Below are 14,446 nucleotides of genomic sequence, written 5' to 3'. Positions count from 1 at the left end.
TTAAGTGTTTTTTTATTTGTTTTTTTTGTAAACGGGTGATAATTATTATTATTTTTTCATAAAACTTCCTTTATTATCTTTTCTTCCTATCGATTGTTGAACGATTAAATTTCCAATAGTGATCATATTGTATAATTCGTACAATTCAGTAGTAATTATAGCGTTATTCAGCACCGTTACTATTTCGTCTTGCCACTGCATTAATTGTTCTTTTGCGCGTCGCAAATTAGCGTCATGACGCACTATTCCGGCATTTTGACGCATTAAAAGCTGTAATTCAGTTTTTATCTTAGCACTATAATTGGGAATAATAGTGGGGTTTGCGGCGTATTCCCAATCGGAACTTTTACGGTTTAAATTCTTTTTTTCAAAAGTCGTTTCTGCTAAATAATTATAAATTTTTTCCGAATACACCAAAGCTTCCAGTAAGGAGTTTGACGCTAGTCGATTAGCGCCATGTAAACCCGTTTGGGAACATTCTCCACAGGCAAATAAATTCTCTACGGATGTTTTTCCATTTTTATCAACGACAATTCCGCCGCAGAGGTAATGCTGTGCTGGAACCACTGGAATCCAATCTTTTGTGATGTCTATCCCAATGCTTCTGCAACGCTCATAAATCATTGGAAAGTGTTTAATAAACGATTCTAAATTTAAATGTGTACAATCTAAATAAACGCATTCATCCCCCGTTTTTTTTAGTTCGATATCGATACTTTGGGAAACAATATCACGGGAAGCTAACTCAGCTCTGTTATCATAATCAAGCATAAACCTCTTGCCGTTTTTGCTGCGCAAATACGCTCCAAAACCGCGTACGGCTTCTGAAATTAAAAACTTCGATCCAGTAGAAGCATCATACAATGCCGTGGGATGAAATTGAATAAATTCCATGTCTTTAATAGCGGCATTTGCTCGAAAAGCCATTGCAATTCCATCGCCAGTCGCAATTATTGGATTGGTGGTATGCCCATACAGATGTCCAATTCCGCCAGTGGCAAGCAACGTAAAAGTAGAGTGGAAGGTACTAATTTCATTTGTCTTTTGATTTAAAACATAGGCACCAACGCACTGATTGTTATCCGTAATCAGCTCCAGTGCAAAATGATGGTCTAAAATGGTAACATTTGCTTTTTGATATACTTGGTCTAAAATAGTGCGTTCAATTTCCTGGCCAGTTTGGTCTTTATGGTGAACAACCCTATTTTGTGAATGTCCGCCTTCTTTGCCTAAATCAAAATTTCCTTTAATGTTTTTGTCAAATTGAGCGCCCCATGCTATGAGTTCTTTTAATCTTTTTGGGCCTTCAGTGACGACCATTTTAACGACTTCAACATCGCATAAATCATCACCGCAGATTAGCGTGTCGTCAATATGTTTTTGATATGAATCCTCAGTTTCATCGGTAACAATAGCAATGCCGCCTTGAGCATATTTAGTATTGGATTCATCGGCATTTGACTTGGTTACAATAGTCACTTTTTTGTCGGGAAAACGGTCTGCAATTTTTATGGCAAAAGTCAATCCGGCAACTCCTGAACCAATGATTAAGTAATTTGTTGCAATCATTATTTGGATAATTCTAGCATTCGTTCAATAGGAAGCAATGCTTTTTCTCTAATGTCTTCCGGAACAATAATTTCGGGAGTTTCAGTAAGCAAACAGTCATATACTTTTTGCAAAGTATTCATCTTCATATAACCACATTCACTGCAGGCACAGGTGTTATCTTCTTGCGATGGCGCAGGAATCAAAATTTTATTTGGAACTTCCTGTTGCATTTTGTGAAGAATTCCCGCCTCGGTAGCGACAATAAAGGTATTACTGGGGTTTGTTTTTACGTAATCAATCATTCCGGCTGTCGAACCAATATAACTGGCGGTTTCCAGAATATGCGTTTCAGATTCGGGATGCGCAATAATTTTAGCATCGGGATGCTGTTTGTGAACTTCTATTAATTTATCCAAAGAAAAAGCTTCATGTACCACACAGGAACCCTCCCAAAGTAACATGTTACGGCCCGTTTTGGTGCTGATATATTTTCCTAAATTTTTATCAGGAGCAAAAATAATTGGCGTATTTTTTGGCACTGATTCTACGATTTTTACAGCATTAGATGACGTGCAAACAATATCACTTAACGCTTTAATTTCGGCGGAACAATTTACGTAAGTAATGACAATATGATCAGGATGCTGTTCAATAAATTTTTGGAATAAATCCGGCGGACAGGATTCGGCAAGAGAACAACCTGCCTTTAAATCGGGCAGAATTACTTTTTTGGTCGGATTTAATATTTTTGCGGTTTCGGCCATAAAATGTACGCCGGCAAAAAGAATAATATCTGCATCTGCTTTCATGGCTTCTATCGACAATCCTAAACTATCTCCCACGTAATCTGCTACATCCTGAATAGCGGCTTCCTGATAATAATGGGCTAAAATAACCGCATTTTTTTCTTTTTTTAAGGCCAGTATTCGCTGTTTAAGGCTGTTCATCATTTTTAATTTTTCTAATTTTACTATCTAAGTCCTGACGGAAAATTTTTCAAATTTCCCGATTTTAAAATGCTTTAAAAGGGGATAAAAGTACTGTAATAACACGCTACAGGATATGATATTTATCAGCTTTTAAACTAATCTCTTTTGCGTTATTTGTACTTTACTTATTAAAATATTTAATACATGACAACAATTAAACCGTTACATACTTTTCATATTCCGGTGATGGGACTAGCTTACACTATAGACAGTCCAATTCGAGTGGCAAAGTATGGGATATCCTCTGTGATTTCGATTATAGATGACGATCTTATAGAAAAAATGAATGCTTTTTACAGCGAAAAATTCAGCATTCCATATCAGGAGATTTCTCAAAAAATGCACGATTATCGCGCAGAGCGCATTACGTCGTATCTCAATTTGGTAGACAAAATCGTAAAAGATAAATTCGAGAATTTCAAGAATGAACTAGCTGAAAGTAAACTGGCATTAGAGAATTATATCGCCATGCTGCCCAACAAGTCGGAGATTAAAAAAGGCCTTCAGCATTTAATGGATGATGGAATCGCTTTTAAGGAAAACATAAAAAACTATCTTGAAAATAACCTGAGTGCGGGTGCCATTGATGTAAATATCATGACCAAAGTCGACAAGGACAATTTCATTAAGGACGAACAATTACCTGTAGCTTTTAATGATGCCCATGCTTCACTTCGTGGTTTTGCTAACAGTACCTTAACTTCTTCGGTAGTACTTTCGGCCGGGATGAACCCAAGACTGTATAGTTATTTTGAAAATTTTGAAGTCTTTTTCCCGGACAGCAACAACACTTTAAAGAAGAAAATAATTCTAAAAGTCAGCGACTTCCGTTCGGCAATGATACAGGGGAACTTTTTGGCCAAAAAAGGACTTTGGGTTTCGGAATACCGAGTTGAATCGGGATTAAACTGTGGCGGACACGCTTTTGCCACCGATGGCTATTTGTTAGGCCCTATTTTGGAAGAATTTAAAGAGAAAAAAGAACAGTTAATTCAGTCTGCACATGATTTAATGGTGAAAGCTTTGACGCAAAAAGGAATGCATGTTCCGGAACAGCCATTGAAATTAAAAATAACAGTTCAGGGTGGAGTAGGTACAGCGGAAGAACATGACTTTTTATTGGATTATTATGATGTGGATTCAGTAGGCTGGGGTACTCCATTTTTATTGGTTCCCGAAGCCACTTCTGTAGATCAAGCTACGCGTAAATTATTGGCAAATGCCAAAGAAGAAGATTTGTACCTAAGTCATATTTCTCCTTTGGGAGTTCCTTTTAATACCTTGCGTGGAACAACCAACGAGCACTTCAAACAAAAACGTATTCATGATAATAATGCAGGAAGTTCTTGTCCGAAAAAGTTTTTGGCGTTAAGCAAAGAATACGGAGCAAAAGGAATTTGTTCTGCTTCCAAAAAATTCCAAGATTTAAAACTGGAGGAATTAGACAGTAAGAAGGATACTTTGACGGCTGCAATGTTCGAAAATGCAAAAAATAAAATCACTGAAAAATCCTGTCTTTGTGTTGGTTTAGCCAATGCCTCTTATTTGGAAAATGACATCAAGATTAAAGGACAGGCACAAGGAGTTGTTGTATGTCCCGGCCCTAATATGGCATATTTTGACCATGAAGTGTCACTTTCTAAAATGATTCAGCACATTTATGGGAACACTTCGATATTGACTGTCGCTAATCGTCCGAATATGTTTGTCAAAGAATTGAAAATGTATCTCGATTATCTGAAGAACGAAATTGCAACGGTTTCAGCTGAGATAACGGCGCCGCAAATAAAAAAATGGAATTTGTTCAAGAACAATTTGGCGGAAGGAATCGGGTATTATCAATCCTTATTCACGTCATCGGATTCTGCTGAAAACAGGAATCAAAGTACCCAATCCCTGTTGCATTTTTATAAAGAGGAATTGGCTGGTATTAAAATTCCGGAACTGAAATTGGCGTAAAACAAATTCAGTATTGATTTTTAAAATAAAGCCTTCTTCACATTCTTTTATCGAAAGGTGGAGCGGGCTTTTTATCCTTCACTAATAATCAGATAATTTTTTTATTTTTTAAGCTACGTTGACAATAGAAAAACGGCGCTTAAATAAATTTTAAACACCGTTTGATTTTACATAAAAAAAGTTTTTATCATATTGCATTTACGAACTCGTCAATTTTTCCTGTTCCGTTTTTAGTTAAATGCTGAATAAAAGCACTACCAATAATTGCTCCTTTGGCAAACTGAGTCGCTTGATTAAAAGTTTCTTTGTTGCTAATTCCGAATCCTACGATTTGTGGGTTTTTTAGATTCATGTCAGCAATGCGTTTGAAATACTCTTCTTGAATGCTTCCAAAACCAGATTGCGATCCCGTAACACTTGCCGAGCTCACCATATAGATAAATCCATCAGATACGCTGTCAATAAAACGGATGCGCTCGTCAGAAGTTTGTGGCGTAATTAAAAATATATTCTTCAAACCGTATTTTTCAAAAGTAGCTTTATATTCATCGGCATACACATCAACTGGAAGATCAGGAATAATTAATCCGTCGATACCAATTTCAGCACATTTCTGGCAGAAATTCTCTATTCCGTACTGCAACATAGGGTTAAAATAACCCATAATTACTAAAGGAATTGAAACTGTTTTGCGAATATTTTTTAATTGGTTAAACAAAACTTCTGTTGTCATTCCGTTATGCAACGCTTGTGTTGAACTGGCTTGAATGGTGGGGCCATCAGCCAATGGATCACTGAACGGGAGCCCAATTTCAATCATATCGATACCGCTTTTTTCTAAATCCTGAATGATTTGTACGGTATCATTTAATTTAGGGTAGCCCGCAGAGAAATAAATAGAAAGTATCTTTTTAGTTTCTTGTAATTTTTGATTTATTCGGTTCATTATTGTATTTTTTAACAGATTTTCAAGGATTTAGAACCTTGTACTTTTATTAATTCATCAGCTTAAATGGCGGCACTGTATGCCCACGCTTTTTGGTTGGATTGCAACTGGACTTCAACGCGTCTGTAATGCAAACCTTCATACAAATCTGTTTGGCGAAGTTCTTGTGCCGAAACAGTATACACCATTCCGTTGATGGTATCCTCCGGTTTTTGGGTTTCCGTAATAATGGGATAATGGACTATTCCAAATTCTTCTTCAATTTGGATTTCTTTCACGATGTAACCAATTAACGTTTCAGGAGTTCCCTCGAGAATACGCCCAAAAAGATCTGTTTGTATGTCCTCATTTTGTAAGCTGCCGTAAGCGAATAATTTTTCCATAGTTTCTATTTTTGAAAATGTAAATTGAATTTCATTTTTATTGCTGTTGGTTTGCGTTAAGGATTGCAGTGGAAATCCTTTTTTGTCTCGTTTTTTAACGAGATAAAAAAGATTGCAACGGAAAGCCTGACCACGCTGAAACGCTAGTGAAAGCGAGGTAACGCCCCGAAATAAATTCGGGATAAACCCAACTTATAATTTAAAATAATCGATATAGGTATTCAAATCTTTGTCGCCACGACCGGAAAGATTGATCACTACAATATCTTCCGGTTGAAATTTCATTTCGTCGAGAACGGCAAAGGCATGCGCACTTTCGATGGCGGGAATGAGACCTTCCATTTTAGATAATTTTAATCCCCATTGCATGGCTTGATCATCTGTGATTGAGATGAACTGCGCTCTCCCGGTGGCGAATAAATTAGCGTGCATAGGACCTACACCCGGATAATCCAGACCAGCTGAGATAGAATAAGGCTCGGTGATTTGGCCATCAGTGGTTTGCATCAATAAAGTTTTACTTCCGTGAATCACACCTATTTTTCCTAAGGCTGAAGTTGCGGCACTTTCGCCTGAATTTACACCTAATCCGGCTGCTTCAACAGCAATAATGTTCACGTCTTCATTGTCCAGAAAATGATAATACGCACCGGCTGCATTGCTACCACCACCTACACAAGCAATTACATAATCCGGGTTTTCACGACCTTCTTTTTGTAATAATTGTTCTTTGATTTCTTTAGAAATAACGCTTTGAAAGCGCGCCACCATATCTGGATAAGGATGCGGTCCCACGACAGATCCAATAATGTAATAGGTGTCTACCGGATTATTAATCCAGTCGCGAATGGCTTCGTTAGTGGCATCTTTTAAGGTTTTTGAACCCGAAAGTGCGGGGCGGACTTCAGCACCCAACATCTTCATACGGGCCACATTCGGTGCTTGACGTTTGATGTCAATTTCACCCATATAGACAATGCATTTTAATCCCATTAACGCACAAACAGTTGCTGTTGCAACGCCATGTTGACCGGCACCAGTTTCGGCAATGATACGTTTTTTACCCAAACGTTTGGCCAATAAAATTTGTCCAATCGTGTTGTTGACTTTGTGCGCACCAGTGTGGCATAAATCTTCTCTTTTTAAGTAGATTTTGGTATTATATTGTTCTGATAGCCGTTTTGCAAAGTAAAGAGGCGTAGGGCGACCTACATACTCTCTTAGCAACGCATCAAATTCAGCTTGAAATCCTGGTTCAGCTGTTATTTTTAAATAATTTTGACGTAATTCTTCCACATTTGGATATAACATTTCAGGAATGAAGGCGCCTCCAAACTCTCCGTAATAACCTTTTTCGTTGACATTGTATGACATAATTCTATTTTTTATTTTGCTTATGCGTAGAGACGTACTTTATCACGTCTGTACATAATTGAATATTTTTTAAGCCGGGTTTTATTTCAAATTTACTGTTTACGTCGATGGCGTAAATAGGTAAAGTGGTTTTCGAAATTTCATTTACGGCATCCATTTCATTAATTCCGATGCCGCCACTCAGGAAAAAGGGCTTGGTCGAAGGATACTTTTCTAATACTTTCCAGTTGAATGTGGATCCGTTTCCACCGGGTAATTTTCCTTTGGTATCAAAAAGAAAATAATCACATAGCGATTCAAATGGTTTCAAGACCTCAAAATCAAAAGCATCGTCAATAGAGAATACTTTTATAATTTCAATCTGAACTAGTTTCAGATTCTCTTTCAGTTCTTGGCAAAACTCTACCGATTCCTGTCCGTGCAGTTGAACGGCTTGCAAATCGTATTTTGCTATTTTTTCAAGAATTTCTTGTTGTGTGGCATTTACAAAAATACCCACTTTTTTAATCGATTTTGGTAAATTTGGAATAATTCCTTCATAATACCGAGCTGATCCCTCCCAGAATATAAATCCCATATAATCGGGTAGGAGCGAACCTATTTCGAGTATATTATCGGAATATTTCATGCCGCAGATTTTAATCCCCACCCCTGCCCTCCCCGAAGGGAAGGGAGCCGAAGTGTTTTGATTGTAAGTATCTTTTTTCATTACAAGATATTTCTTTAAACTTAACCGAACCCTTTTAGAGCTTTAAACCCTCAGATTGTTTTTATAGTTTATTAATAAATTCCGTTGCTGCTTTACCGGCATTATCCGTTTTCATAAAGTTTTCTCCAATTAAAAATCCTTTGTAACCAAAAGGTTTTAATTCATTAATCGCTTCAATAGATGAAATGCCACTTTCGGAAACTTTTACAAAGTCATTTGGAATTTGAGCTGCTAATTGTTTGCTGAAATCCAAACTCACTTTAAATGTTTTTAGGTTTCGGTTGTTCACACCGATCATGTCTAATGTTGGCATAATCGATTTTTCCAGTTCTTCCTGATTGTGTACTTCCAACAATACTTCCAGTCCCAAATTTTTAGCAAATTCAGATAATGATTTGATTTCGTCTCTTGTTAAAATCGCTGCGATTAGTAATATTAAATCAGCTCCGTGTGCTTTGGCTTCTAAGATCTGGTATTCATCAACAATGAATTCTTTTCTCAATAAAGGAATGTTGACTGTGGCTCTTGCCAAAAGTAAATCGTCCAGCGAGCCACCAAAATATTTTCCATCGGTTAACACTGAAATTCCGCAAGCACCGGCATTTTCATATCCTTTGGTTACTTCTTCGACAGTAAAACTATAATTTATTTCTGCTTTGGATGGCGAACGACGTTTGTGTTCTGCAATAATTCCTGAGGTACTGTTTCTTAAATTATCGCTCAAAGAAATAGTCTTTTTTCCAAAGAAAACAGAAGCTTCCAATTGTGAAACTGGAATAATTGATTTCTTGAGAATCACTTCTCTTCTTTTATCAACTATTATTTTATCTAAAATATTCATTCTTCTTTGTTTAACGTTTTCATTGTTTAACGTTTAAAATTATTCGAAATTCCAACAACTTTAAACTATTTTATTTACTTAAATCTTTCAATTTATTCAAAGCTACAAGTCCTTTACCGGATAATAAACTTTCGTTTGCTATTTGAAATCCTTCTAAGGGAGAACATTTTGTAACTGTTGCAATAGCCATGGCCGCATTGGCACAAACCACATTGTTTTGTGCTTCGGTTCCTTTTCCGGAAATGATATCCGTAAACATTTGCGCTGAATCTTCGATGGTTTTTCCACCTTCAATTTCGCTTTGCAACACAATACGAACACCAAAATCTTCCGGATTTAGCATTCCTTCCATTGCACTGGTAATCATTTTTGTAGGACCTGTCAACGACACTTCATCATAGCCGTCAAGCGAATGTAAAATGGTAAAATTAGTATTTGTGTTCTGGTACAAATACGCATACATTCGAGCCATTTCTAAATTAAAAACACCGACTAATTGATTTTTCGGAAACGATGGATTTACCATTGGTCCTAACATATTGAAGAATGTTTTTACAGCCAGTTCTTTTCGAATTGGACCCACATTTTTCATAGCGGGGTGAAATAGCGGCGCATGTAAAACACAAATTCCTGCCGTATCAATACATTTCTCCAGAAAATCAGTATCATTACTGAACTTGATTCCCATTTTTTCCATCACATTACTAGATCCTGAAATGGAGGAAACTCCATAATTTCCGTGTTTCGCCACTTTTATTCCTGCTCCCGCAGCAACAAATGAAGCCAATGTTGAAATATTGAACGTATCTTTTCCATCACCTCCTGTTCCACATAAATCGATGGTATTGTAGGCTGATAAATCCACACGAATGCACAATTCTAACAACGCTTCACGAAAACCAGCTAGCTCTTCTATACTGATGCTTCGCATCATGTAAACAGTAAGAAAGGAAGCAATTTGACTGGTGTTGTAACTTCCGTTGGAGATATTAACCAATACATTTTTTGCTTCTTCTTTCGAAAGCATTTCGTGATTGATTAATCTGTTTAATATGTTTTTCATTTTTTAAATATGTCTTAAAGTTGAAAGTCCGAGGTCTTAAAGTCTTTCGACATTATGACATTTGACATTATGACTAATGCTTCACCCAATTCTCCAATATCATTTTCCCATTAGGTGTCAACACACTTTCGGGATGAAATTGTACACCGCGCACATCGTACGTTTTGTGACGCAACGACATCACTTGACCATTTTCGTCGAATGAAGTTGCTTCCAGAACATCAGGTAAATTGGTGTCCACCACCCAGGAATGATAACGTCCCACTTCAAATTCGTTTCCTAATCCTTCGAATAAAAGTTCATCATTTACTACGGTTTTTACCATTGTTGCTACACCATGGTACACTTTGTCCAGATTCGATAGCGTTCCTCCATACACTTCGCCTATCGCTTGTTGACCTAAGCATACTCCTAAGATACTTTTTGTTGCACCGTATTTCCGAATCACTTCTTTCAATAATCCAGCTTCATCAGGAATTCCGGGTCCTGGAGAAAGTAGGATTTTGTCAAATATTGCTATTTCGTCAATATCAAAGGCATCATTTCTATAAACAGTAACTTCGCAATCTAAATCTTCTAGATAATGCACTAAATTATAAGTGAAACTATCGTAATTGTCTATGACTAATATTTTTTTCATGTTCCTCCCCCAACCCCTCCGAAGGAGGGGAGCACCTATTGGGGTAAATAGGTTTTTTAATTGTTATTTTTAGTTACAACTTCATAAGTTGCTTATTTTTTAGATTTGGCTCCCTTCCCTTTGGGAAGGATCGGGGAGGGGATTTAAATTGTTTCGGCTAAATCTAATGCTTTATTCAGCGCTAATAATTTATTATATACTTCCTGCATTTCGCTTTCTTCATCAGAACTGGCTACGATCCCTGCACCGGCTTGAGAGTGTAACTGATGATTTTTACTTAGAAAGGTTCGAATCATAATCGCGTGATTAAAATTACCTTCAAAATCCATAAAACCAATGGCTCCACCATAGAAATTCCGATTTGTTTTTTCGTATTCTTCAATTAGCTGCATGGCTCTGTGTTTTGGAGAGCCACTTAATGTTCCCGCAGGAAAAGTATCAGCGACAACTTGCATAGTTGTAGCATTCTTATGTAAATGTCCCGTTACTTTTGAAACCAAGTGAATGACATGGGAGAAAAATTGTACTTCCCGATACTTTTCTACATTGACGTTGTGACCGTTTCTGCTTAAATCATTTCGGGCCAAGTCGACTAACATCACGTGTTCACTATTTTCTTTCTTATCTTCGGATAATTGTTTGGCAAGAATAGCATCTTTTTCATCATCACCCGTTCTTTTGAAAGTTCCTGCGATCGGATGAATTTCAGCTTTACGATTTTTTACAATAATTTGTGCTTCTGGAGATGAGCCAAATATTTTGAAATCCCCATAATCAAAATAGAATAAATAGGGCGAAGGATTAATGCTTCGCAATGCTCTATACACATTGAATTCGTCACCTTTAAAACCTTGGGTAAACCTTCTGGATAAAACCAATTGGAACACATCACCTCTATAACAATGCTTTTTGGCCAAAGCCACATTATGCTTAAATTCGTCATCTGTCAAATTAGAAAAACCATCTCCTTCTTTAAAAAATTTATAAGAAGCAATATTTCGAGATTGTAACAACTGTTCGATTTCTGAAATGTTGTTTCTACCGTCTAAACTGTGGCAGAAAATATACGCTTCATTCTTGAAATGATTGATGGCAATAATGTTTTGATACACTGCATAATACACATCGGGAATGGTGTTGCTATTTTCTTTTTTAGCAATCGATACCTTTTCGAAATAACGAACAGCATCGTACGAAATATATCCAAAAAGACCATTATTGATGAATTTAAAATCGTTTTTTTCGGATATAAACTGTCCCGAAAATTCTTGAATTACTGCTGGAATATTGGTATTAGCATCAATATTTATTTTCTCAAAACTGCCATCAGGAAAGGTCTTGTAAATAATTTCGTTTTCTATCTTTATAGCAGCAATAGGATTGCAACAGATGTACGAAAAACTGTTGTCACTGCCGTGGTAGTCACTACTTTCCAGTAATAAACTATTAGGAAATTTGTCCCTAATTTTGAGATACACGCTTACTGGAGTAATAGTATCTGCAAGGATTTGCTTGTAGTTTGTATTTAGTATATAAGGTTTCAAATTTGTAATTTTGTAAGTGTTGTTTGATAATGATAGAATAGGCACAAAAAAAAGGCCTGTCGTGTTGACAAGCCTTTTAAATTTATAGTTTAATAATACTATAGGAAGCTTTGTTCACGACGACTGACGTAAATTGTTCCACCACCAAGTATTGTTTAAAATTGTTATCATGTTTTATTTCTTAGAACAAATATATAAAGGTATTTTGGTTTTTCAAATAGAATTAAATAAAAAAATCATTTTATTTTTGATTTTTTTGTTAAATAAAAAATAAGGTAACTCTATAAAAGTCAAAAACCCCAACAATTGCTTGTTGAGGTTATAAGATGTTATAGCTGCGATGAAATTAAAATTTCAAATTTACAGTCAAATTGAAATCATCATTGATTGCTTTGTCTCCTAAGTTGTCAAAGAAACTTCCAGAACCATATTTAATATCGTATTTTGTTCTGTCAATTTTTACAGTAGTTGAAGCCGTATTGGTAGTTGTAGTTATATCAAAAGTAACCGGTTGCGTAATACCTTTAATTGTTAAATCTCCATTTACAGTATATGCGTTAGGAGCTTTAGTAACTACTTTTTTGAAAACTAAAGTTGCAGTTGCAAATTTTTCAGTTCCAAAAAAGTCATCCGCTTTTAGGTGCCCTTCTAGCTTTTCTTTACCTTGACCTGCTTTTAAATCATTAACTACGATAGAATTCATGTCTACATTGAATGTACCACCTACTAATTTTTTTCCTTTGAAAATTAAGGTACCATCTTTAAGGTTGATTGTACCTTCATGTTGTCCCGTTACTTTTTTTCCGGTCCAGTTGATCGAACTTTGTGCAACATCAACTTTTTTAGTTTGTGCTGTTACTGATAAAGTAGATAAAACTACTACTAATGCCAATGCGATTGATTTGAAATTTTTCATGTTTTTAAATTTGAATTTAGATTAATATTTGATTTTGAATTAGTAATTTACAGTGTAATGAATAAGTCTTCGTTAGATTTTCTAACTTTTTTGTAATGTTGTGTCGCGTCCTCATCGTGTCTATACCCAAGAGTTGCAATTAAAGTTGCATTTAATCCTAAGGCGTCAAGTCCTAATAACTCATTAACCTGAGCTGGAATAAAACCTTCCATTGGAGTAGCGTCAATTTTAAGCTCAGCTGCTACGTTCAATAGATTGCCCAAAGCTAAATAAGTTTGTTTTGAAGACCAAATGTTTCTTGTTTCTTCTGGTAAACCGGTGATATTCGATTTGATATACTCAACATAACCTTGCATGCTTTCAATTGGAATTCCTCTCGTTTCACTCATATTTTTAGAGAAATTTATAATTTCTTCTTCACCAAAGTTTATTTCATTTGCAAAAACAATTACTAGAGATGCATCAACAATTTGTGATTGACCATACGCCGCCCGTTGAAGTTGTGCTCTTAATTCTGGATTTTCAACAATTATGATTTTGTACGGTTGTAATCCGTATGAGGAAACGCTTAAACGAATGGCTTCTTTTAAAGTATCTAAATCCTCTGCAGTTATTTTTTTTGTCGCATCAAATTTTTTTGTTGCATATCTCCAATTTTGATTTTCTAAAAAAGTACTCATAATGTATGGTTATTTAATGATTTCTATATTTTTCTAATAATTGATTTAATTGATCTATTTCATCGGCGTTTAAATTTTTTGAAAAAAACTGCTCGTGAGCGGTAACTTTTGGATCTAATTCTTTTAAAACATCAAGTCCTTTTTGTGTAATCAGCACTTCAATTTTGCGTCTGTTTGCAACACAAACTTTTCGCGTAACTAATTCTTTCAACAGAAGTTTATCTACTAATCGCGTCGTATTACTAGTTTTGGCTAACATCCGTTCTTGTATCGCCCACATATTTGCCGGGTTTCCTTTCTGACCTCTTAGTATTCTCAATACATTAAATTGTTCTTCTGATATTTCATGTGGTTTTAAAATTTCATTAAAATTTTCTGAAATGACATTTTGTGTATACAAAATATTTAAGATAATTTTTTTCGAATTATCCATTGCTACAGTTGATTTTATAATTTCTTCAATTTTCATATTTGTATATATGTAATTTGTTGGTACAAATGTAGTGCTTTTTATATTTGTATATACAAATGTGAGTTAATTTTTATTGAATTCATTTTACGATGATAGAACTAGTTCAATTTCATTTTATTTTTTTGTACTTTAACACTTGTAAATCAATTGTTTAATAAACAAATAATAGTTGTTGATTTAAAAAATATATTTGTTTAAGAGTTGAAGGTGTCAGTTAAAGGATTTTAAATCGTTAATCTGCAGGTAGTGTCAAAAGATATACCACAAATAGCTATGAAGTAAAAATGGATGTGTGTATAGTGAATACAGTATATAAATTTTAATAAACAATAAGTCTTATATATAGCTTTGAATTCAGTGTTTTACGTAATTTTAATTC

14 protein-coding genes are annotated in these 14,446 nt (G+C 35.4%); 1 reads left to right on the top strand and 13 read right to left on the bottom strand.

Annotated elements, in window-relative coordinates; all coding sequences use genetic code 11:
* Positions 1-48 precede the first annotated feature (48 nt).
* Positions 49-1,569, bottom strand: coding sequence for an L-aspartate oxidase (gene nadB, locus ACNQGJ_RS15190; RefSeq protein ID WP_417974377.1), 1,521 nt, complete (start codon positions 1,567-1,569; stop codon positions 49-51).
* Positions 1,569-2,498 (bottom strand): quinolinate synthase NadA, encoded by a 930-nt coding sequence (gene nadA / locus ACNQGJ_RS15185; protein WP_417974521.1) that lies wholly within the window; start codon positions 2,496-2,498, stop codon positions 1,569-1,571. The genes nadB and nadA overlap by 1 nt, the downstream gene beginning before the upstream one ends.
* A gap of 186 nt (positions 2,499-2,684) precedes the next feature.
* Between nadA and ACNQGJ_RS15180 the strand changes: the two genes are divergently transcribed.
* Positions 2,685-4,499: a hypothetical protein gene (locus tag ACNQGJ_RS15180; protein ID WP_417974379.1), complete on the top strand. Its 1,815-nt coding sequence runs from the start codon at positions 2,685-2,687 to the stop codon at positions 4,497-4,499.
* 187 nt (positions 4,500-4,686) lie between these two features.
* Here the strand turns inward: ACNQGJ_RS15180 and trpA are convergent, their stop codons facing one another.
* The 11 genes from trpA to ACNQGJ_RS15125 form a co-directional block, all read right to left on the bottom strand.
* Positions 4,687-5,445, bottom strand: a complete 759-nt coding sequence (gene trpA, locus ACNQGJ_RS15175) for a tryptophan synthase subunit alpha (protein ID WP_417974381.1) — start codon at positions 5,443-5,445, stop codon at positions 4,687-4,689.
* A gap of 62 nt (positions 5,446-5,507) precedes the next feature.
* Entirely contained in the window at positions 5,508-5,828 is a 321-nt protein-coding gene (locus tag ACNQGJ_RS15170; protein WP_417974383.1) for a gamma-glutamylcyclotransferase family protein, read from the bottom strand.
* Between the two features lie 192 nt (positions 5,829-6,020).
* Entirely contained in the window at positions 6,021-7,202 is a 1,182-nt protein-coding gene (gene trpB, locus ACNQGJ_RS15165; RefSeq protein WP_417974385.1) for a tryptophan synthase subunit beta, read from the bottom strand.
* Between the two features lie 4 nt (positions 7,203-7,206).
* Positions 7,207-7,851, bottom strand: a complete 645-nt coding sequence (locus ACNQGJ_RS15160) for a phosphoribosylanthranilate isomerase (RefSeq protein ID WP_470303342.1) — start codon at positions 7,849-7,851, stop codon at positions 7,207-7,209.
* A gap of 121 nt (positions 7,852-7,972) precedes the next feature.
* Positions 7,973-8,752 (bottom strand): indole-3-glycerol phosphate synthase TrpC, encoded by a 780-nt coding sequence (trpC, locus tag ACNQGJ_RS15155; protein WP_417974389.1) that lies wholly within the window; start codon positions 8,750-8,752, stop codon positions 7,973-7,975.
* A gap of 70 nt (positions 8,753-8,822) precedes the next feature.
* Positions 8,823-9,815 (bottom strand): anthranilate phosphoribosyltransferase, encoded by a 993-nt coding sequence (gene trpD / locus ACNQGJ_RS15150; RefSeq protein WP_417974391.1) that lies wholly within the window; start codon positions 9,813-9,815, stop codon positions 8,823-8,825.
* A 73-nt stretch (positions 9,816-9,888) separates the two neighbouring features.
* The gene (locus ACNQGJ_RS15145; protein ID WP_417974393.1) at positions 9,889-10,455 is read right to left on the bottom strand and encodes an anthranilate synthase component II; all 567 of its coding nucleotides are present in this window, start codon (positions 10,453-10,455) and stop codon (positions 9,889-9,891) included.
* A 143-nt stretch (positions 10,456-10,598) separates the two neighbouring features.
* Positions 10,599-11,999, bottom strand: coding sequence for an anthranilate synthase component I family protein (locus ACNQGJ_RS15140; protein WP_417974395.1), 1,401 nt, complete (start codon positions 11,997-11,999; stop codon positions 10,599-10,601).
* A gap of 346 nt (positions 12,000-12,345) precedes the next feature.
* Positions 12,346-12,915 (bottom strand): YceI family protein, encoded by a 570-nt coding sequence (locus ACNQGJ_RS15135; RefSeq protein ID WP_417974397.1) that lies wholly within the window; start codon positions 12,913-12,915, stop codon positions 12,346-12,348.
* A gap of 47 nt (positions 12,916-12,962) precedes the next feature.
* A complete protein-coding gene (locus ACNQGJ_RS15130) occupies positions 12,963-13,595 on the bottom strand; it encodes an NAD(P)H-dependent oxidoreductase (protein ID WP_417974399.1) in 633 nt (210 codons plus the stop codon).
* Positions 13,596-13,608: 13 nt separating this feature from the next.
* Positions 13,609-14,064 (bottom strand): MarR family winged helix-turn-helix transcriptional regulator, encoded by a 456-nt coding sequence (locus ACNQGJ_RS15125; protein ID WP_417974401.1) that lies wholly within the window; start codon positions 14,062-14,064, stop codon positions 13,609-13,611.
* Between the last annotated feature and the right edge of the window lie 382 nt (positions 14,065-14,446).

Origin of the sequence: Flavobacterium cryophilum (assembly GCF_048286555.1) — a bacterium.
In the GTDB taxonomy this organism is placed as follows: Bacteria; Bacteroidota; Bacteroidia; order Flavobacteriales; family Flavobacteriaceae; genus Flavobacterium.
This window is presented reverse-complemented; position numbering and strand designations above follow the sequence as displayed.